The sequence below is a fragment of the Planifilum fimeticola genome (genome assembly GCF_003001905.1).
Taxonomy (GTDB): Bacteria; Bacillota; Bacilli; order Thermoactinomycetales; family DSM-44946; genus Planifilum; species Planifilum fimeticola.
This window is the reverse complement of sequence record NZ_PVNE01000026.1, coordinates 38,028-57,347: the sequence shown is the minus strand read 5'-3', so window position 1 is coordinate 57,347 and position 19,320 is coordinate 38,028. Positions and strand designations below refer to the sequence as shown.

Genomic DNA, 19,320 nt, shown 5'->3' with positions numbered 1-19,320 from the left:
CCGACTTGCATGTATTAGGCACGCCGCCAGCGTTCGTCCTGAGCCAGGATCAAACTCTCCTAAAAAAGTTTGATAGAGCTCAAAAGAATCACGGGCCCTTCTTTCGCTCTTCAGTTTTCAAGGAACGCTTTCTTCCTCGTTTCCGCCGCCTCTCTCGCGGCGGTTTATATTTTATCACACCGTCCCGCGGAAGTCAACAACTTTTTTCTGGAACGCGGCGTCGGATTTCATTTCGCCCGCCCTCTCATCGAGGAGCGACAATGCCTAGTATATTGGGGTTTTGTCCAAATGTCAACCCTGAAATAAATGGAAATCTCCGCGACAAAAAGTCTATCAATATTCCACCCCGTTGATCGAGAAAGTGGTGGTCACCTCGGCGTTCAAGGAGCGGAGGACCGAACAGTACTTGTCGCGGGAGAGCTCCACCGCCCGCCGCACCTTGTCCGGCGGCAGATCCCCCTCCAGCCGGTAATGGACGTGAACCCGGGTGAACCGGCGTGGATGATCCTCTGCCCGTTCCCCGGATACCTCCATCGAGAAGGCGTCGACGCGCAGGCGCATCTTCTCCAGAATCATCACGATGTCGATCCCGGAACAGGCCCCGGCGGCAGCGAGCAGCGTCTCCATCGGACTGGGTCCGCGGTTCTCTCCCCCCGCCTGCGGTGACGCGTCCATCACCACCCTGTGCCCGGAGGAAGTCTCCGCCTGAAAGGCGATATTTCCCTTCCAAATCACATCCACTTTCATCATCCGATCGCTCCTCCCCGGGTTCCTAACGCGATGATCAAACCGGCCTCGATCGCCGCCGCCAGAACGAGCAAAATCATGACCACGGCCACCGCCGCCGGCACCCTGTCGAACAGCCTTCGCCATTCCATCGATCCGGCCGACCGCTTACCGGGGACGAACCAGCTGAAGAGCCAGCGAACAAAAGTGATCCCCAAGCGCATGCCGTAGGCCGCGGCGATGATGATGGCGGGCAGCTCCAGGATGCCGTGGGGCAGCACCTTGGTGACGAAGAGGACCAGCGGATGAACCCCCGCCTCCGCCGCCGACTGATGCAGAATCACTCCCAACATCATCCCGTTGGCCAACAACATCAAGGCCGGGTATATCCCCAAAAAGATGCCCAAACCGATGGTCGTGGCGGCCGCCCTCGCATTATTAAAAAAGATGAGGCCAAAGGTGGATAAGAAATCCGGATTCTCCTGGATTCGCCTGACCATCTGTTCCAGGGCTTCATACATGCCCGATTGGCGAAGGGCTGAATCGATCGTCTCCGCGTTGACATACCCGATCAGCATGCCGGCGAAGAGAATCAGTGCCGCACCTCCGATCAATTTTCGCTCATCATATAAGGCTCGGGCTATTCGTCCCACCGGTTCCTCCCCTTTCTCTGCAACGATGGAATAACCCCCCTCCGGCGGCATACACATAGTATGGGACAGGGTACAACCCCCCATACCGCAGAGGCGTCGGAGGTGGAGGGATTGAACTATTTCTGGGTTTTGTCCGGCAAAAGGATCAAGCAGATCGCCGTTTTGGTCGTCGCGTTGTTTTTTGCGGCAGGCATCTTCTATGCCGAGAAGAAAAACATCCAAGTCTTTCTCCCCGTAGAAACGGGTCCCGAAGCGATCTACAGCGTGAACACCGACAAAAAACAAGTGGCGCTCACCTTTGACATCAGCTGGGGGGAGGAGCGAGCCGGCCCCATCCTCGATGTGCTGGAACAGAAGGGGTTGAAGAAGGCCACCTTCTTCCTGTCCTCCCCTTGGGCGGAAAGCCACCCGGACATCGTCAAGCGGATCGTCGACATGAATTATGAAATCGGCAGCCACGGCCACCGGCACGACAATTACAGCACCTACAGCGAACAGAAAATCCGCGAGCAGATCTCCAAGGCGGATCACATCCTGACCAAGCTGACGGGGAAAAAGCCCAATTTGATCCGTTTCCCCAACGGGGACTTCGACAAACGGGTGCTGCGCATCGCCGACAGTCTGGGCTACACCACCATCCAGTGGGACACCGATTCCCTCGATTGGATGAATCCCGGCAAGGACAAAATCGTTCAGCGCGTGGTCAGCAAGGCCCACCCCGGAGACATCATCCTGATGCATGCCAGCGATTCCTGCCGTCAGACCCACGAAGCGCTGCCGGAAATCATCGACAAGCTCCGGGACAAGGGCTACGAGTTCGTGACGGTTTCCGAATTGATCGCCGGGGCCAAAGTGAAAACAAATCCGGTCGAATGACCGAAACAGGAAATCATCAGGCGCCGAACCCTGACGTTGTCATCAGCGGATTCGGCTGTTTTTATTTTTTGGAACCCGCCGCCGCCGGCGCGCCCACGCTCTTTTTCTTCCGGCTTTTGTCCCCCTCGGCCTTCGGGGGAGCCACCAGGCGGTGGATCCACAGGATCTGCCACGCATTGCAGACCAGGAGCGTCAACACCGTATAAAGCATCATCATCAGGGAGTCCTGCTTGAGGGCGGTGCCGGATTCGATCAGCGTCGCCACCACCATAAAGAAGAGGGCGGGAACGAAACCCCGTCGGTTCGTCAGCTTCGTCTTCCAGAACGCCACCAACAGCCCGACGACCAGGGTGATGGATCCGACAAGGGCTTCGGGAACCAGGATTCTCCCTGCGGTATCCGCCATATATCCGAAAACGATCACCTCACCCAGCACCAGGAGGAGAAGCAGAACCTGGACGGTGTGAAACCAGAAATCCTTGCGGAAAAATCCGGATGCCACCCAATTGAAGATCAGGTAGGCAAAAAAGCCCATCTGCGCCACCGCGCCGAACAGCAGACCCGCGAGCAGCCGCTGCGACAGGCTGAGTCCCATCTCCCCCATGAAGAGTTCCAACAGGAAGCCGATCAAAAGGGCCGCGACGCCCCCCAGGGCCAGGGTGGTGAAAAACAAAAAAAGCCAATTTCGTATCGTCATCTTCGGTCTCTCCCCATCGTATTTCCGTCCCTTTGATTGTATCAAACCCCCTGTCGGGAAGCCAGCGCGTGCGGCATAAACCGTCCCCCTCCTCCCCATATTAAGGGTAAAGCTTGCATCCGAAACATGCTCAACAGCAAATCTCATGCTCAGTTCATAAAGAAACGGGGGCTTCCCATGCGCAACATCCTTCTCTCCGCTATGATCCTTATTCTTGCCACCGCGTGCAGCAATCCGGCCCAACGCCCCGAAAGCCAGGGGCCGGATTACCAGCAGATAAAGGAAATGGTCGTCGACGTCCTGCAGACCAACGAAGGGAAAAAGGCGATCCGGGAAATGATGAAGGACCCGGAATTCAAGCGGGAAGTGGTCATCGCCGACAGGGATGTGGAAAAGGCCGTCGCCAAGACCATGCAGGATCCGAAGACGAAAAAGCAACTGGAAGACATCCTCAAAAAACGGGAAGTGGCCAAAAACTTGGCCGAAGTGACCCGCAAGGAACAGGAAAAGCTGATGAAGCAGCTGATGAAGGATCCCGAGTACCAAAAACTGCTGATGGATGTCCTGCGGGACCCGGAATTTGAGGAAAACCTTCTCCACCTGATGAAAAGCCGTCAATACCGCAAAGAGATGACCAAGGTGATGGAAGAGGCCCTGGAAACCCCGTCCTTCCAGAAGAAATTTGAGAAGCTCCTGGAAGAGGCGGTGAAGAAAGCGGAACAGAAAAAGAAAAAGGACGGCGGGTCTCAGGAGGGCGGTGGCCAAGAACAGCAACAGGGAGGAACCAACAGTGCGTGAGAAAAATGTGAAGGACTCCGATCCGGGAGTCCTTTTTTACGCACACAAACCGAAGAGGGTTGAAAAGAATCCCCCCATTTGATTGTCCGCCGACCGCACGTCGCGGGCGGCCGACTCCATCGCCCCCACGCCCCTCCAATCGCGCGGTCGAGTCCGGCCGGGTAAGCGGCAAGAGGAGTTAGCTTCCGTATGGGCCGATCGGAGCGAAATCCTATTTCCGGGACCGGGGGCAAAAGGGGATGGTCTTTCCTTGTTTTTCATCGAGGGCGCTGGCGTGCCCGCGAACTTTCCCGACCGAAGCGATTGCGTGTACAATGGAGAGGAAGAGGGAGTGTGGCAGCCGCATGGAGTTGACGGAAAAATCCCGAATCCAGACCATCCTGGACAACGCCTGGCAAATGATCCGCGAAACGGATATCCGCTGGCTGCCCGTCGATCCCTTCCTCCTCGCCGAACGGCTGGGAGTCCGGATCATTCCCGCCCGCCGGATCGCCAAAAGCGAACATTTCGATCCCCGATCGGTGGATAGGGAGCGCGGCGCTGTCCTTCTCGTCCACCGGGAAAAGAAGAGGTTCACCATCGTCTTGGATGATGGGCCGCATCCCGAGGAGCTGCTCCGGTGGACCGTCCTGCGCGAACTGGGGCATATCCGGCTCGGACACGCGGACGCTCCGGAGGAGGGCGGAAACCTCCGGAAACGATCCCCCATCCACGTCCGGGAAGCGGAACGGTTCGCGGCGGAGGTGCTCGCCCCCCTGCCTCTTTTGCGGGCGGCCGACACGACCCGGCGGGAAGCGATCCGCTTTATGTGCGAAATTCCCGATCCGGTGGCGGAGGAGCGGGAGCAAGCCCTGAAAGGGTACGATGAAACCTGCCGGGCGGCGGAGGAATGGATGAGGCGGCAGTTCGCGGAATATCTGAAGCCGGTGGCCCACTGTGCCAGTCCCGACGGGCATTACGGCCTGCTGGGAACGATAAAACGGAATCCGGAGGGAAGACCGATGAATCAAAAGCACGCCTACGTGGAGACGGACGAGAAGGGCCGGTTCCTGTTTTGCCCCCGTTGCGGAAACCGAAATTTCTCCGAGGATGCAAAGTATTGCAAAATGTGCGGTATCTACCTGTTTAACGAATGCACCAACCAGTCCCGGTTTGACGAGCAGATCGGCTCCGACGGCTGGTGCGGCCGCATCAATCCGGGGGATGCCCGGTATTGCGAGCACTGCGGGGCGGAAACGATCCTCACCCAGCTCGGACTGCTCAAACCCTGGCAGGAAGTGATGATTCCCAAGAAGGAAGTGGCCACCTCCCGGGTTCCCGATCCGATGGAGGAAAACGACGGAAAGCCGATCGAAATCTCCAAGGACGAGATTCCCTTCTGATTTTCTCCTCAGAGAAGAAAAGCCGGCGGGCATGTGCCTCGCCGGCTCCTTTGCGCCTGGATCCTCAGTTCCCGACCTCCACGGAGGTCTTTTGAATGACCCTGCGGGCCAAGTCGGCATAGATGCGCCCCGTCTCCGTATCGGCGGCATATACCGAGGGAGAGAAATCCGGATCGTCCATGTCGTTGTCCGGAGCGCCCAAGGGAATTTGGGCGAGCAGCTCCGTTCCGAGCTCCTTGGCCAGCTTTTCGCCTCCGCCGCGGCCGAAGACGTAGTCCCGGTTTCCGCAGGCGGAGCAGGCATACCAGGACATGTTTTCCACCACGCCCAGGATCTCGTGCTTGGTGTGAAGGGCCATATTTCCCGCCCGGGCGGCGACGAACGCGGCCGTGGCATGGGGGGTGGTGACGATGATCTCCTTGCTCTGGGGGATGAGCTGGTGAACATCCAGGGCCACGTCACCGGTTCCCGGCGGCAGGTCGAGTAGCATGTAGTCGAGCTCGTCCCAGTGAACTTCGGTGAAGAAGTTGCGCAGCATCTTGCCCAGCATCGGACCGCGCCAGATCACGGGGGCGTTGTCCCGGACGAAGAAGGCCATCGAAATCACCTTCACCCCGAACCGCTCGACGGGAAGGATCGTCTTGTCGATCACGACGGGGCCCTGTTCGATTCCCATCATGTCGGGAACGCTGAAACCGTAGATATCCGCGTCGATGATCCCCACTTTTTTTCCTTCCCGGGCCAGAGCGACCGCCAGGTTGACGGTGACGGTGGACTTGCCGACCCCGCCCTTGCCGCTGGCCACGGCGATAAATTGGGTTTTGGAGTCCTCGGCCAACAGCGGCGAGAGAGGAGCTCCGGGTCTGGGCGCCGGACCTGCGCCGGCGCGTTGCTTCCGCAGCTTGGCCGACAGTGCGGCGCGCTCCTCATCCGTCATCGAGCCGAAGCGGATATTCACTTCCTCCGCGCCGAGAGCGCGGATCGCCTTCTCCACATCCTCCTGAATCTTCACCTTGAGCGGACAACCCTGTATGGTCAAAATCACGTCCAAAGACACCCGGGAGCCGTCGATCCGGATGTTGCGAATCATGCCGAGCTCCACCAGGCTCATGTTCAGCTCCGGATCCTTCACTCCTCTGAGGGCATCCAAAATCTTTTCCTGTGTGAGCATTGGGAACACCTCAGTGTGATCATCATTTCAGTGCTTCCCTGTTATTATATCATATCCCCCAACGTTCATTTCCGGAGGAAGTTTTTCTTCGGTGTAATATCGCAAAATCCCGTAATAAATCGCCGCGGCCAGTTTCTTCTGGTACTTCTCGTCACCCAGCCGGGCCGCTTCCTCCGGATTGGACAAAAACCCCACCTCCACCATCGCCGCAGGCACCGGGGATGCATTCAGGATAAAAATGTCCCCGTTTTGTTTGGGAAGCCGGTTGGTGTTTCCCAGGTTGCGAATCAGCTCCGCCTGTATGAATGAGGCCAATTTTTTGTTTTCTTCGCTTTCGGGGTGGTAAAAGGTTTGCGCCCCCTTCCAGCGGGGAGAGGGAATCGCGTTGAGGTGGATGCTGACCAGGGCATCGGCGCCGCTTTCCTTGACGATTCGCACCCGTTGCATCAGGTCCTGGGTCTTGCGCCGGCTCAGGCCCCGGGTGCCGCTGTCCGCCAGATCGGTATCCCTCTCCCGGGTCATGACCACCAGCGCACCCGCCTCCTGAAGGTAATCCCGGAGGTGCAGGGCGATTCTCAGGGCCACCTCCTTTTCCACCACCCCGGTCTTGCTGACGGCCCCTCCGTCCACGCCCCCGTGACCGGGGTCGAGAACGATCACCCGGCCGGCCAAGGGCATGTTCCAGGCGGTCCGGCTCCACTCCCGGGGAATGGACCACAGGAGCAAAGCCACGAGCGCGGCAACGACCGCTCCCGCCCACAACAGCCTCCGTCGATGTTCCTTGACCGTATCCCATAACCCGATCATTTTTCATCGCCGCCCCCGTCTACATGGTTCTGCTCCATGTATATGGGACGAGTCGCCCCTTTATGTGGGAAAACCCCCGACGGAACGGCGGTCAAATCCTCCGCTGCTTCCGGAGCAGGAGGCCGTACTCCGCGCCGCGGGTCAACCAACGGGGCATCAGATCCTCCATCACGACGATCACCGATTGGCTGAGCCATTCGTCCAGAATCTGAAACAGTTGAAAGTCATGGGCCGTCTGGCTGATCAAGCGATCCCCCTCGGCCCGGAAATCCTTCTCCACTCTCTCCTTCCACAGGGATTTCTCCGTTCCGTCCCGCGCTTCCCGATAGATTTTCCGACTCGCCTGAATCCCCAGCAGAAAGGACTCGTAAGCGAGTCGGTACACGCTTTCCTCAACCATCCACCGCTTGTTCACGGGCAGATGGGAGGTGACGGGATTCAGGATGACCCGGACATACTCGATCAGTTCGCTCCAGGGAAATCCGGCGAGGGCCTGCTGCCGCAGCCGTTCCGTATGCTCCGCCCTTCTCGATTCCAAGGAGATGATCTTCGCCACTTGGCACCGCCCCGCTTCTTCCCTTTTGCTCCATAGTCTTGCCGGGACGGTGAGGGCATCATACCCCGAGACTGCGGGGACAGACCCTTCGCAAAGCCATGTTGAAACGCTCCGGTTTGAGATATATTGAAATATGGGAGGTTGTTATCACCCGAAAGGAGGATTCTCCGTGCTCATCACCACCACCAACACCCTTCAGGGGAAGGAAATCGTGGAATACCTCGGGGTTGCCAGCGGTCAGGCGATCATGGGGGCCAATGTGGTCCGCGATTTTCTGGCGGGGATCACCGATGTCATCGGCGGCCGAAGCGGCGCCTACGAAAGCAAGTTGAACGATGCGAAGGAGATCGCCCTCCGGGAAATGGCTCAGGAGGCGCGAGCCATGGGCGGCAATGCGGTGATCGGCGTGGATCTGGACTTTGAGACCATCCGGGACGGCATGATCATGTGCATTGCCACGGGGACCGCCGTCCGGGTAAAATGAGTCGGAAAAAATGAAGGCAGGCTGTGGACGGTATAAGGAGTCGCGATTGTTCGCCCCGACTCGATGCAGCAGGGGTCGCCGAAAAACACCGCACCTCCCGATTTACAGGATTTGATCGGACTCCAAGTCGCAATGGGGATTCTTTTCCCGCGCGCATCCGGAAAACTTCGTGTCAATGACCCTCACGCCGGAGGGAGTGCCGTAACCATTCGCGCTCCCCACCCGCAGGGGCCGCGGCACAAAAACCCCGTTGAAAGACAAAAATCCCCGCAAAGCTCGCGGGGATTTTTGTGGTCCAAATTACCGTTTGGAGAACTGGGGCGCGCGACGGGCCTTTTTGAGACCGTACTTTTTCCGCTCTTTCATCCGCGGGTCGCGGGTCAAGAAACCGGCCCGCTTCAGCGTCGGACGCAGATCCGGATCCACCTTCAACAGCGCCCGGGCGATTCCGTGGCGGATGGCTCCCGCCTGACCGGTGAAGCCGCCTCCGTGCACATTCACCAACACATCGTAGCGGTTCACCGTATCCGTCAACACCAACGGCTGGCGCACGATCGCTTTCAGGGTTTCCATGCCGAAGTATTCGTCCAGGTCACGACCGTTGACGATGATCCGGCCATCCCCGGGAACCAGCCGCACGCGGGCGACCGATTCCTTGCGCCGACCCGTTCCGTAATACTGGACTTGGGCCACGATCCGATTCCCTCCTTATCCCGATTATTTCAATCCGCGCAGTTCCCACACCTCAGGCTGTTGCGCCTGATGGGGGTGTTCCGGGCCGGCATACACCTTCAGCTTCCGCAGCTGACGGCGTCCCAGGCTCGTCTTGGGGAGCATCCCCTTCACCGCCAACTCGATCATCCGCTCCGGCCGCGTATTGCGCATGTCGGCTGCGTTGGTCATCTTCAAACCGCCCGGCCAACCGGAATGGCGATAGTAAATCTTGTTGGAAAGCTTCTTCCCGGTCAGCTGCACGTCTTTGGCGTTGATGACGATGACGAAATCTCCCGTGTCCACGTGGGGGGTGAACTGGGGCTTATGTTTACCGCGCAGGAGCGCCGCCACTTCGGAGGCCAACCGACCGAGGGTTTTTCCCTTGGCGTCGACCACATACCATTTGCGCTCCACTTCGCCGGGTTTGGCCATGTAAGTGGTCCGCATCGTTTTCCCTCCCTTTCCTCGCGGGGCCATTTCACAGGAACAACCTGTATCTTCGAAACACCGATTTTTTTCGCGCCGAAATGTTTCCACCGGGGCTATCGTGGAAAAATACCAAAATCCATCTTATCCGATCAAAGGGGCGATGTCAAGAAGATCAAGCATTTTCGCTCCGTCGCCGACGTCGACTCACCTTTCCTTCCAAGGAGCATAGCCCACCTCAACCATCGTCAGTCCCTCGGGAGGAAGCGTTTTGCCCGCGACGGCGCGGTCTCTGGCCCGGATCATGTCGGGGATCGCCTCCGGGAGGCGCTTTCCTCTGCCCACCTCCAGCAGGGTGCCGGCGATGATCCGAACCATGTTGTACAGAAAGCCGTTGCCGATGACCTCCACCGAGAAGAGAGGGCCGTCCCTCTCCACCCGGCACCGGTGAATCGTGCGGACGCGGTTTTCCACCGGCGACCGCGCCGAGGAGAAGGAGGTGAAGTCGTGGGTCCCCTCCAGGTGGGCGGCCGCCCGCCGCATCGCTTCTACGTCCAGGGAAAGGGGGAAATGGAGGCGGAAGCGCCGGGTAAAGACATCGGGAACCGGCCGGGTGTCGATCAGATAGCGGTAGGTTTTCCAGCAGGCATCCTTCCGTGCGTGAAAATGGGGCGGCGCCTCCTCGACGGAGCGGACGACCACATCCCGGGGCAGCACTCGATTTAATACGAGCGCCCAACGGTCCGGAGGCATCGGATGGGACGCGTCAAAATGGCACACCTGTCCCCGGGCGTGCACGCCCGCGTCGGTCCGCCCCGCTCCGACCACCTGGACCGGACGCCCGCAGATCCGGGAGATCGCCTCTTCCAGCACGCCCTGCACCGTCCGGCGGTCCGGCTGGCGCTGGAAACCGAAAAAGTCGGTCCCGTCGTAGGCGACGATCATTTTCAGCCTCGGCACTTTCCGCACCTCCCTGAACGGCGGGAAGGAAGGAGCTTCCCTCCCGCGCACCTTGTACACGGAAAACCGCGTTCCGCCGGTCCGGCCGGTAAAGCGGAAAGATCGAGCCATCCGCCCCTACAGCAGCCAGACCGCCGCAACCCCCCCCGCCAGCAGCGCCAACAGGGCCGCGTCCAGCCGGGTAAAGCGGAGTTCCCGCAACCGGGTGCGCCCTATTCCCCCGCGCCAGCAGCGGGATTCCATCGACACGGCCAGCTCCTCCGCCCGACGAATGGCCGAGACAAACAGGGGAATCAAGAGGGAAACGGCGTTTTTCAACCGGCGGGAAAGAGTCCCTCGATCCAGACCGCCTCCCCTGGCCCGCTGGGCCAGCTGGATTTTCTCCGCCTCCTCCCAGATGGTGGGGACAAAGCGGAGGGTGATGGACATCATCAAGGCCAGTTCATGAACGGGAACCCCCAGCCGCCGCAAGGGGGCGAGCAGCCTTTCCAGGCCGTCGGTCAGGGCGAGGGGGGTGGTGGTCAAGGGGAGAAGCGATGCCGTCAGGACCATCAGGAAAAAGCGGGCAGCGGTCCAACCCGCCTGCTTCACCCCCGCTTCCCGGAGAACAACAGGCCCTCCCTGCCACACCACACCGCCTTCTCGGGTAAACACCAGGTGGAAGAGGGCGGTGAGGGCGATCAGAAAGAGGATCGGCTTGAGCGTCCCGTACAAGACGCCGGGCGAGACCCGGGAGAGGAGCGCTCCCCCCAGGGCCACCGCCGAAAGCAGCGCCAGATCCGCCGCGCTGTCGGCCAGCAGAACCAGGGGCAGATACACCGATACGAAAAGAATCTTGGTCCGGGGGTCCAACCGATGCAGCGGAGAATCGCCGGGCACGTACTGGCCGAGAGCCGGACTGGCGATCCGGGTCATGAAGCATCACCTGCCGGAAGCGGTCGTCAGGGAAGAAGGGACGTCTTCACGAAAAACGAAGATGCAAAGCAACGGTCCGCTTAAACGGCGCCTCCATCCTCCCGGGCCGCGGGGACGCTCCCCCTGTCCGGTTTGGCGGATCGCAGGCGCCGGATCAATTCCTCCTCCAGGGCGTCCACGGAGAAATCCAGAGGAAGGGGGGGATCCAGCCGTCTGTTGAGCCTCCGGATCAGCCGGACCGTTTCCGGCAGGTTCAGCCCCCACTGGAGCAGCCGCTCGCGCTGGGCAAACAGCTGCGAAGGCGGCCCGGAGAAAACGCATCGCCCCTGCGACAGGACAAACAGGTGGTCCGCATGGCGAGCCACCTCATCCATGTCGTGGGAAACGAGGACCACCCCCATCCCGCGCTCCCGGTGGAGGAGATGGATGCGCTCCATCAGCTCGCGGCGGCCCGCCGGATCCAGACCGGCGGTGGGCTCGTCCAACAGAAGAAGCCGCGGTTCCATCGCCAACACCCCGGCGATGGCCGCACGGCGCATCTCTCCGCCGCTCAGCCGGAAGGGGGAGCGGTCCGCCACTTCCGGAGGCAGACCGACCCACTCCATCGCCCTTCGGACCCGGGCCGCCGCCTCCTCTTTCGCAAGTCCCAGATTGCGCGGACCGTAGGCGATATCCTCGGCCACCGTCTCGGCGAAGAGTTGGTGTTCGGGAAACTGGAACACCACGCCGACCTGGCCCGCAAAGGAGGCCGGAGGTTGACGCTCGGGGGTGATCAGGACGCTTCCGATGCGGACCCTGCCCCGGGTTGGCAGGAGAAGCCCCCCGAGCACCCGGATCAAGGTGGACTTGCCCGATCCCGTCGAGCCGACCACCCCCGCGAAGGCTCCTGCGGGAATGGTCAGAGAGAGATCGGAAAGGGCATCCCGCTCCATGGGGGTTCCCCTTTGGTAGCTGACGCTCAGTCCCTCGACAACAATCTCCATATCTCCTCCACCCATCTCTCCGGGTCCAGCGTTTCCGACAGGGGCCACCCCCGCCGGCGGAGGCGGCCGGTGAGCTCGGCGAGGACCGGCACTTCCAGGCCGAGGTGCCGAAGCTCCTCATCCCGGAGGAAGATCTCCTCCGGCGGACCGTCCAGCACGATGCGCCCGCGATCCAACACGGTCACCCGCCCGGCCCGGGCCGCTTCTTCGGCCGAATGGGTGATGTGAATCAGCGCGATCCCGCTTTTGTTCAGCCGCTGAACCACTTCGAGCACCCGGTATCTGGCCGCCGGATCCAGCATGGAGGTGGATTCATCCAGGACGATCGCCTCCGGCCGCATCGCGATCACCCCGGCGATGGCCAAGAGCTGCTTTTGCCCCCCGGACAGCTGATGGACAAGACGCTCTTCCATCCCGCGCAGGCCCACCGCCTCCAGGGCCTCTTCGATGCGCCGGAGCATCTCCTCCCGGGACAAGCCGAGGTTTTCCAATCCGAAGGCGACATCCTCCCGAACCGTGGGAGCGACGTGCTGGTTCTCCGGATTCTGAAACACCATGCCCACGGCTTGCCTGACCGTCCACAACTTCTCGGGGGCGTCGGTCGGAATCCCCTTCACCCTCACCCTCCCCTCTGTCGGGACCAGCAGTCCGTTCAGCATGCGGGCCAGGGTGGACTTTCCGGAACCGTTGGGTCCGATCAAGGCCACATACTCCCCGGGGTCGATGGTCCAGTCCACATTCCGGAGAACCCAGTCCGTTCGCGCTCGTTCTTCCGGGCGGAAGTCAAACCAGACCCCCTGCACTTCAATCAGCGGGGCCACCGCCCTCCCTCCCAAAAAAGAAAAAAGGGCAGATTTGGGGACCGTGCGCGCGATCCCTCCCTCTCCCTTTTCCCCGGTTCAATCATTTGACCAATTCCAGGTACACCATCGGCGCACCGTCGCCTCGGCGCGGTCCAATCTTGATGATCCGGGTGTATCCTCCCTGGCGCTCCGCATAGCGGGGAGCGATCTCATCAAACAGCTTCTTCACCGCATCCACTTTGTGATGCACCGTCTCCTCCCCGTCCTTTTCGGTGTAGGAGCGGTTCTTCCGCACAAAGGCGGCCGCTTGCCGGCGGGCGTGGAGGTCACCGCGCTTGGCCAACGTGATCATTTTCTCGGCGATGGAACGAACTTCCTTGGCCTTTGCCTCCGTGGTCTGAATTCGTTCGTTCAAAATGAGGTCCGTCACCAGATCACGAAACAGCGCTTTTCGTGCCGCCGAATCGCGACCCAATTTCGCATATGCCATGGATCCTTCCCTCCCCCAACTTTATTCCTCTTTGCGCAGGGAGAGTCCCAGTTCGGACAGTTTCTCCTGCACTTCCTCCAGGGACTTGCGCCCCAGGTTACGCACTTTCATCATATCTTCTTCCGTCTTTTGAATCAGCTCCTGGACCGTGTTGATACCCGCACGCTTGAGGCAGTTGTAAGACCGAACGGAGAGATCCAATTCCTCGATGGTCATTTCCATTACTTTTTCTTTTTGGTCCTCTTCTTTTTCGACCATGATCTCCGCTTCCTGGGCCTCACTGTTCAATCCGACGAACAGCATCAAATGTTCCGTCAGGATCTTGGCGCCAAGGCTTACGGCCTCATCCGGCCCCAGGCTGCCGTTGGTCCAGACCTCCAGCATCAGTTTGTCGTAGTTGGTCACCTGACCGACCCGCGTGTTTTCCACGCGGTAGTTGACCCGTTCGATGGGCGTATATATGGAATCGATCGGAATCACCCCGATCGGCTGATCCTCCCGCTTGTTTCGTTCAGCCGGAACGTATCCCCGTCCGCGATTGGCCGTCATGCGAATATGCAGCCGGCCATCCTCGGCCAGGGTTGCGATGTGAAGGTCAGGGTTCAAGATCTCCACGTCGCTGTCTGCACGAATGTCTCCGGCGGTAACTTCCCCTGCCCCCTCAACGTCGATTTCCAACACTTTTTCCTCATCGGAATGAATCTTGAGGGCGAGCTGCTTCAGGTTGAGGATGATCTCCGTGGTATCCTCCACCACGCCGGGAATCGTGGAAAATTCGTGCAGCACCCCGTCGATCTGGATGGAATTAACGGCTGCGCCGGGAAGTGAAGACAGGAGGATGCGGCGCAGGGAATTGCCCAGGGTGGTGCCGTAACCGCGTTCCAAGGGTTCCACGACAAACTTCCCATACCGGTTGTCGTCACTGATTTCAACCGCCTCAATTTTCGGCTTTTCAATTTCAATCATACGGAATCGAACCCTCCTTCAGAACGTGCGTTCCGGCGCGATTTCGCCAACAGGACACCACCTTCGTCCTATCCAGTATAGTCGTAAAACTGGAGATTTAAACCAAAACCGGGCCGCGCACGAAAGTGGGTCAGACGCGGCGCCGCTTTGGCGGACGACAACCGTTGTGGGGAATGGGCGTCACGTCTTTGATCAGGTTGACGTCCAATCCGGCAGCCTGCAAGGAGCGGATTGCCGCCTCCCGACCGGCGCCCGGTCCTTTGACCAGCACCTCCACCGACTTCATCCCGTTTTCCATCGCTTGTTTGGCCGCCGACTCCGCAGCCATCTGGGCGGCGTAGGGCGTGCTCTTCCGGGAACCCTTGAAGCCCATCGTACCCGCGCTGGCCCAGGCGATGGTGTTGCCGCGGGGATCGGTGATGGTGACGATGGTGTTGTTGAAGGTGGAGCGAATGTGGGCGACTCCGCTTTCCACGTTTTTGCGCGCACGACGTTTCACGCGCTGTGTCGTCGTTTTCCGTTTGGCCATCCTTCTCCCTCCTCACGTCATTTCTTCTTGTTGGCCACCGTCCGACGCGGTCCTTTGCGCGTACGGGCATTGGTCTTCGTACGCTGCCCCCGCACCGGCAGTCCGCGGCGATGGCGAATGCCGCGATAGCACCCGATCTCGATCAGCCGTTTGATGTTGAGGGCCACCTCGCGGCGGAGATCCCCCTCGACGACCAGGTTCTTGTCGATGTAGCTGCGCAGTTTGGTCACTTCATCTTCCGTCAGATCCCGCACCCGGGTGTCCGGATTGATCCCCGTTTCCTGGAGGATTTGTTTGGACCGGGAGCGGCCGATTCCGTAAATGTAGGTCAGGGCCACTTCCACCCGCTTGTCGCGCGGAAGGTCAACGCCCGCAATCCGTGCCATCCTGTTCCCTCCCGTCTTATCCCTGTTTTTGCTTGTGTTTCGGATTTTCGCAGATCACCATGACCGTGCCTTTCCGACGAATCACTTTGCACTTCTCGCAGATCGGCTTCACCGACGGCCGTACTTTCATTTGAATCCCTCCTTATAACCAAGCCCCATCCCGACGACGTCACATTCCCATCACTTATAGCGATAGGTGATCCGGCCGCGGGTCAGGTCGTACGGGGAAAGTTCCACCGTCACCTTGTCACCGGGCAGAATCCGGATGAAATGCATGCGAATTTTGCCGGAAACATGGGCGAGTACCTTGTGACCGTTTTCCAGTTCGACCCGGAACATGGCATTGGGCAGCGGTTCAATCACCCTGCCTTCCACCTCGATCACATCATCTTTCGGCATCGACTCACCCTCCTTTCTCCTCGTCGTTTCCGTGATGGAGCAGGTACTGGTTTAAGGCGTACCTCAGTTTCGAATTGGGGACGCGACCGGTTTTTTCCAGGGCTTCGACCACTTCCCCGGCGACGCAGTTCGTCGGCTGGACGTGTTTCACGTTCTTCTTCTTGGGTTTGTCGGCCTTTCGCGCACTCCCGTCAGCCAACCAGACAAACCGGGGCTTTTCCACACCGATGACGATTGCGAAATTGCCCGCCTCCCGGCCTCTGAGAATCCGAACAATCTGGCCCAGGCGGGGCAGACCCTCGGAATCCGTCACACCCATCACCCTTCTCCCGCATCCCAGGAAGTCAAGATTTCGTGGCCCTCTTCGGTTATGGCGATCGTATGCTCGAAGTGGGCGCAAAGGGAACCATCGACGGTGACGACGGTCCAGTTGTCATTCAGTGTGCGCACATACCGGCTTCCCTCGTTGACCATCGGCTCGACGGCCAGGGTCATCCCCGGCTTCAACCGGGGACCTCGCCCCGGAGAGCCGAAGTTGGGAACACTGGGCTCCTCGTGCAACTCGCGACCGATGCCGTGGCCGACATACTCCCGTACGATCGAGAAACCCTCCGCTTCCACGTAGCTTTGGATCGCGTGGGAGATGTCCCCGATCCGGGCGCCGGGAACCGCCTTGGCCAGCCCGCGGTAAAGGGACTCCTCGGTCACCCGGAGAAGCTTTTGCGCCGTTTCAGAGATGCGCCCGACGGGATAGGTCCACGCCGAGTCCCCGTGGTAACCCTCGTACTGGGCACCGATGTCGATGCTGATGATGTCCCCCTCGCGGAGCACGCGCGTCCCCGGAATGCCGTGAACCAATTCGTCGTTGATCGAGGTGCAGATGCTCCCGGGAAAGCCGTTGTATCCCTTGAAGGAAGGAACCGCTCCGTGCTTACGAATCACCCGGTCGGCGATCCGGTCCAGCTCTTTCGTGGTGACGCCGGGGCGAATCGCCTTTTGGACTTCCCGGTGCGCCGCCCGGACAATCCATCCCGCTTTTCGCATGCGCTCCAATTCCTTGGCGGATTTGAGCACGATCATCCGTTTTCCCCTCGAATCCGCGACAAAATGGAACGGGTGACCTGCTCGATCGGCTGCTCCCCGTCGATCCGGCGCAGGTTCCCCTTCCTTTCATAATACGAGAGCAGGTGCCCCGTCTGCTCCATGTTGACCTCAAGCCGCTTGGCCACCGTTTCTTCCCGGTCGTCATCCCGCTGGTAAAGAGACCCTCCGCAACGGTCGCAAACCCCATCCCGTTTGGGCGGGGCAAACACGAGATGGTAGGTGGCCCCGCATTCCCGGCAGATGCGCCGGCCGGTCAACCGTCGGATCAGTTCCTCCTCACCGACTTCGATGTAGAGCACATGGTCCAGGGACTTCCCCATTTCGGCGAGCACTTCATCCAGAGCCTCCGCCTGGGGAACGGTGCGAGGAAAACCGTCCAGCAGAAAACCGTCGGCACAATCATCTTTGCCAAGCCGTTCCCGGACGATACCGATCGTCACCCGGTCGGGGACAAGCTGCCCCTGATCCATGTACTTTTTTGCCTCCAGGCCGAGGGGAGTCCCCTCCTTCACCGCTTGACGAAACATGTCTCCGGTGGAAATGTGCGGGATCTTCAGTTCTTCGATGATTCGCTCCGCCTGGGTTCCCTTTCCGGCTCCGGGCAATCCCATCAAAACAATATTCAAAAGCCTTCCCTCCCGGTTTGTTTCCCCCGCCCACGGAGGTTGGATGCGACCGCTTCACGCCGCTTGCGACAACGTGTTCGCGCAAAGCGCTCCCGGACAGGATCTCCCACGTCCGTCTATTTGATGAAGCCCTTGTAGTGGCGTTTGATCAGCTGGCTCTCGATGTTCTTCATCGTCTCCAGGGCCACCCCGACCACAATCAAGAGGGAGGTCCCCCCGATCTGCACCGTCTGGGGAAGCCCCGCGAGACCCGTGAAGAAGACGGGCAGAATCGAGATCGCAGCCAGGAACAGGGCTCCGGTCAGAGTGATCCGGTTGATCACCTTGGTCAGATAGACCGTGGTGTTCCTCCCCGGACGAATTCCCGGGACGAATCCGCCGTTTTTCTTCATCTGGTCCGCCAGCTGCACCGGGTTGATCTGGACGAAGGTGTAAAAATAGGTAAACCCGATGATCAGAAGAACATACAGCGCCATCCCCAGCGGTTTCGTATAAGTGAAATTCGCCATGATCCACTGGGAGACGGGGTTGTTGGGCCAGAAGCTGGCGATCGTCGTGGGAAAGATCAGCAGCGAAAGGGCGAAAATCACCGGAATCACGCCGGCGGCGTTCACCTTCAGCGGGATGTGGGTCGATTGTCCGCCGTACATCCGACGACCGACGACGCGCTTGGCGTATTGGACGGGAATCCGGCGAACCCCCTGTTGGATGAAGATGACGCCGGCCACGATCAGCAGAATGACCGCCAGAATGATTACCAGCTTCACGATGTGAAGGAAGATCTGATCCCCGGCATTGGAGAATTCGTGCTGATAAATCTGCATCGCCCCCGGAGGGATCGCGGCGATAATCCCGGCAAAGATGAGGATCGAAATCCCGTTGCCGATCCCCTTGTCGGTGATTTGCTCGCCTAGCCACATCAAAAAGGCGGTCCCCGCCGTCATCGTGAGACAGATCAGCGCCATGCTGGCGAAGCTCTCATCCTCGATCAGCCGATACGGGGTCCCGGAGGTCATCCTGTTAAACCCGATGGAAAGACCGATCGACTGGATCAAAGCCAGTACAATGGTACCATACCGGGTCACCTGTGCCAACTTGCGGCGCCCCACTTCCCCTTCCTTGGCCCACTGGGCAAACTTGGGGATGACGTCCATCGTGAGCAGCTGCACGATGATCGAGGCGGTGATGTAGGGCATGATCCCCATCGCGAAGATGGAGAAGTTCAAAAACGAGCCTCCGGAAAAGGTGTTCAAAAGACCGAACAAGCCGGCACCCTGTCCCTCAGCGAGGGCTTTCATCGCCTCACTGTTGGTGTTGGGAACGGGAATGTAGCTGCCGATCCGGAACACGACGAGCATCAGCAGGGTGAAAAGAATCCGGCGGCGAAGGTCCTCCACCTTGAAGATGTTGCTCAGAGTCTGAAACATCAGAGCACCTCCGTCGCCCCACCCGCGGCGGCAATTTTCTCCTCGGCAGTACAGGAGAACTTGTGCGCCTTCACAGTCAGCTTCACGGTGAGATCTCCGTCACCGAGCACCTTCAACCCGTCCTTCAGGTTTTTCACGACGCCCTTTTCCTTCAGGAGCTCCGGCGTCACAACCGTCCCTTCTTCGAACCGGTTGAGATCCTCCACGTTGATCACCGCGTACTCCTTGCGGTTCGGGTTGGTGAAACCGCGCTTCGGCAAACGGCGGTACAGCGGGTTTTGTCCCCCTTCAAAACCGGGGCGGACGCCGCCTCCCGCACGGGCTTTCTGCCCCTTGGTCCCCCGGCCGGCGGTTTTGCCTTGACCGGCGGCGATCCCGCGTCCCACCCGTTTGCGCGGCCTGCGGGAGCCGGGAGCAGGCTTCAGCTCATGCAGTTTCATGG

Annotated in this window: 27 protein-coding genes and 1 rRNA gene; 4 read left to right on the top strand and 24 right to left on the bottom strand. The window is 59.8% G+C overall.

Going from position 1 to position 19,320, the window contains the following annotated elements:
- The 3 genes from CLV97_RS14370 to CLV97_RS14360 form a co-directional block, all read right to left on the bottom strand.
- Positions 1-65, bottom strand: a 16S ribosomal RNA gene (locus tag CLV97_RS14370); the annotation flags it as partial.
- Positions 66-333: 268 nt separating this feature from the next.
- Positions 334-747 carry an OsmC family protein gene (locus CLV97_RS14365; RefSeq protein ID WP_106346223.1) on the bottom strand — a complete coding sequence of 138 codons (414 nt, stop codon included), beginning with the start codon at positions 745-747 and terminating at the stop codon, positions 334-336.
- Positions 747-1,379: a stage II sporulation protein M gene (locus tag CLV97_RS14360; protein WP_170070551.1), complete on the bottom strand. Its 633-nt coding sequence runs from the start codon at positions 1,377-1,379 to the stop codon at positions 747-749. Before CLV97_RS14360 ends, CLV97_RS14365 begins: the two co-directional genes overlap by 1 nt.
- A gap of 111 nt (positions 1,380-1,490) precedes the next feature.
- On the opposite strand from CLV97_RS14360, the gene pdaB reads away from it, so the two are divergent.
- Positions 1,491-2,255 (top strand): polysaccharide deacetylase family sporulation protein PdaB, encoded by a 765-nt coding sequence (gene pdaB, locus CLV97_RS14355; protein WP_106346222.1) that lies wholly within the window; start codon positions 1,491-1,493, stop codon positions 2,253-2,255.
- A 61-nt stretch (positions 2,256-2,316) separates the two neighbouring features.
- On the opposite strand, the gene CLV97_RS14350 is transcribed toward pdaB, so the two are convergent.
- Entirely contained in the window at positions 2,317-2,952 is a 636-nt protein-coding gene (locus CLV97_RS14350; RefSeq protein WP_170070550.1) for a KinB-signaling pathway activation protein, read from the bottom strand.
- A 177-nt stretch (positions 2,953-3,129) separates the two neighbouring features.
- Here CLV97_RS14350 and gerD point away from each other — a divergent pair, with 177 nt between their 5' ends.
- Together gerD and CLV97_RS14340 are read left to right on the top strand one after the other, a co-directional pair.
- Positions 3,130-3,750: a spore germination lipoprotein GerD gene (gene gerD / locus CLV97_RS14345; protein WP_106346210.1), complete on the top strand. Its 621-nt coding sequence runs from the start codon at positions 3,130-3,132 to the stop codon at positions 3,748-3,750.
- 344 nt (positions 3,751-4,094) lie between these two features.
- Complete coding sequence (locus CLV97_RS14340; RefSeq protein WP_170070549.1) at positions 4,095-5,132, top strand: ImmA/IrrE family metallo-endopeptidase; 1,038 nt, start codon at positions 4,095-4,097, stop codon at positions 5,130-5,132.
- A 64-nt stretch (positions 5,133-5,196) separates the two neighbouring features.
- On the opposite strand, the gene CLV97_RS14335 is transcribed toward CLV97_RS14340, so the two are convergent.
- The 3 genes from CLV97_RS14335 to CLV97_RS14325 form a co-directional block, all read right to left on the bottom strand.
- Complete coding sequence (locus CLV97_RS14335) at positions 5,197-6,303, bottom strand: P-loop NTPase (RefSeq protein WP_106346208.1); 1,107 nt, start codon at positions 6,301-6,303, stop codon at positions 5,197-5,199.
- A 27-nt stretch (positions 6,304-6,330) separates the two neighbouring features.
- Positions 6,331-7,110 (bottom strand): N-acetylmuramoyl-L-alanine amidase CwlD, encoded by a 780-nt coding sequence (gene cwlD, locus CLV97_RS14330; protein WP_106346207.1) that lies wholly within the window; start codon positions 7,108-7,110, stop codon positions 6,331-6,333.
- A 91-nt stretch (positions 7,111-7,201) separates the two neighbouring features.
- On the bottom strand, positions 7,202-7,666 hold the full coding sequence (locus CLV97_RS14325) for a hypothetical protein (protein ID WP_106346206.1): 465 nt from the start codon (positions 7,664-7,666) through the stop codon (positions 7,202-7,204).
- Between the two features lie 169 nt (positions 7,667-7,835).
- Between CLV97_RS14325 and CLV97_RS14320 the strand changes: the two genes are divergently transcribed.
- On the top strand, positions 7,836-8,150 hold the full coding sequence (locus tag CLV97_RS14320; RefSeq protein ID WP_106346205.1) for a YbjQ family protein: 315 nt from the start codon (positions 7,836-7,838) through the stop codon (positions 8,148-8,150).
- Between the two features lie 300 nt (positions 8,151-8,450).
- Here the strand turns inward: CLV97_RS14320 and rpsI are convergent, their stop codons facing one another.
- From rpsI to rplO, 17 genes are all read right to left on the bottom strand, one after another.
- Positions 8,451-8,843 carry a 30S ribosomal protein S9 gene (rpsI, locus tag CLV97_RS14315; RefSeq protein ID WP_106346204.1) on the bottom strand — a complete coding sequence of 131 codons (393 nt, stop codon included), beginning with the start codon at positions 8,841-8,843 and terminating at the stop codon, positions 8,451-8,453.
- Between the two features lie 24 nt (positions 8,844-8,867).
- Positions 8,868-9,311 (bottom strand): 50S ribosomal protein L13, encoded by a 444-nt coding sequence (gene rplM, locus CLV97_RS14310; RefSeq protein WP_106346203.1) that lies wholly within the window; start codon positions 9,309-9,311, stop codon positions 8,868-8,870.
- A gap of 186 nt (positions 9,312-9,497) precedes the next feature.
- On the bottom strand, positions 9,498-10,250 hold the full coding sequence (gene truA / locus CLV97_RS14305; protein ID WP_106346221.1) for a tRNA pseudouridine(38-40) synthase TruA: 753 nt from the start codon (positions 10,248-10,250) through the stop codon (positions 9,498-9,500).
- A gap of 117 nt (positions 10,251-10,367) precedes the next feature.
- Complete coding sequence (locus CLV97_RS14300; RefSeq protein WP_106346202.1) at positions 10,368-11,165, bottom strand: energy-coupling factor transporter transmembrane component T family protein; 798 nt, start codon at positions 11,163-11,165, stop codon at positions 10,368-10,370.
- A gap of 80 nt (positions 11,166-11,245) precedes the next feature.
- Entirely contained in the window at positions 11,246-12,148 is a 903-nt protein-coding gene (locus tag CLV97_RS14295) for an energy-coupling factor transporter ATPase (RefSeq protein ID WP_106346201.1), read from the bottom strand.
- Positions 12,124-12,969 (bottom strand): energy-coupling factor transporter ATPase, encoded by an 846-nt coding sequence (locus tag CLV97_RS14290; protein WP_106346200.1) that lies wholly within the window; start codon positions 12,967-12,969, stop codon positions 12,124-12,126. The genes CLV97_RS14295 and CLV97_RS14290 overlap by 25 nt, the downstream gene beginning before the upstream one ends.
- 82 nt (positions 12,970-13,051) lie before the next feature.
- On the bottom strand, positions 13,052-13,441 hold the full coding sequence (rplQ, locus tag CLV97_RS14285; RefSeq protein WP_106346199.1) for a 50S ribosomal protein L17: 390 nt from the start codon (positions 13,439-13,441) through the stop codon (positions 13,052-13,054).
- A gap of 21 nt (positions 13,442-13,462) precedes the next feature.
- On the bottom strand, positions 13,463-14,407 hold the full coding sequence (locus tag CLV97_RS14280) for a DNA-directed RNA polymerase subunit alpha (RefSeq protein WP_106346198.1): 945 nt from the start codon (positions 14,405-14,407) through the stop codon (positions 13,463-13,465).
- A gap of 130 nt (positions 14,408-14,537) precedes the next feature.
- Complete coding sequence (gene rpsK / locus CLV97_RS14275) at positions 14,538-14,936, bottom strand: 30S ribosomal protein S11 (protein WP_106346197.1); 399 nt, start codon at positions 14,934-14,936, stop codon at positions 14,538-14,540.
- 17 nt (positions 14,937-14,953) lie between these two features.
- Positions 14,954-15,322 (bottom strand): 30S ribosomal protein S13, encoded by a 369-nt coding sequence (gene rpsM / locus CLV97_RS14270; RefSeq protein ID WP_092039373.1) that lies wholly within the window; start codon positions 15,320-15,322, stop codon positions 14,954-14,956.
- Positions 15,323-15,338: 16 nt separating this feature from the next.
- Positions 15,339-15,452, bottom strand: a complete 114-nt coding sequence (rpmJ, locus tag CLV97_RS14265; protein ID WP_003322638.1) for a 50S ribosomal protein L36 — start codon at positions 15,450-15,452, stop codon at positions 15,339-15,341.
- Positions 15,453-15,502: 50 nt separating this feature from the next.
- Positions 15,503-15,721 (bottom strand): translation initiation factor IF-1, encoded by a 219-nt coding sequence (infA, locus tag CLV97_RS14260; RefSeq protein ID WP_106346196.1) that lies wholly within the window; start codon positions 15,719-15,721, stop codon positions 15,503-15,505.
- A 4-nt stretch (positions 15,722-15,725) separates the two neighbouring features.
- Positions 15,726-16,040, bottom strand: a complete 315-nt coding sequence (locus tag CLV97_RS14255; RefSeq protein ID WP_342749803.1) for a KOW domain-containing RNA-binding protein — start codon at positions 16,038-16,040, stop codon at positions 15,726-15,728.
- A complete protein-coding gene (map, locus tag CLV97_RS14250) occupies positions 16,040-16,801 on the bottom strand; it encodes a type I methionyl aminopeptidase (RefSeq protein ID WP_106346195.1) in 762 nt (253 codons plus the stop codon). Before map ends, CLV97_RS14255 begins: the two co-directional genes overlap by 1 nt.
- Entirely contained in the window at positions 16,798-17,451 is a 654-nt protein-coding gene (locus CLV97_RS14245) for an adenylate kinase (RefSeq protein ID WP_106346194.1), read from the bottom strand. Before CLV97_RS14245 ends, map begins: the two co-directional genes overlap by 4 nt.
- A 116-nt stretch (positions 17,452-17,567) precedes the next feature.
- Positions 17,568-18,878, bottom strand: a complete 1,311-nt coding sequence (gene secY, locus CLV97_RS14240; protein ID WP_106346193.1) for a preprotein translocase subunit SecY — start codon at positions 18,876-18,878, stop codon at positions 17,568-17,570.
- Complete coding sequence (gene rplO, locus CLV97_RS14235; protein ID WP_106346192.1) at positions 18,878-19,318, bottom strand: 50S ribosomal protein L15; 441 nt, start codon at positions 19,316-19,318, stop codon at positions 18,878-18,880. The genes secY and rplO overlap by 1 nt, the downstream gene beginning before the upstream one ends.
- Between the last annotated feature and the right edge of the window lie 2 nt (positions 19,319-19,320).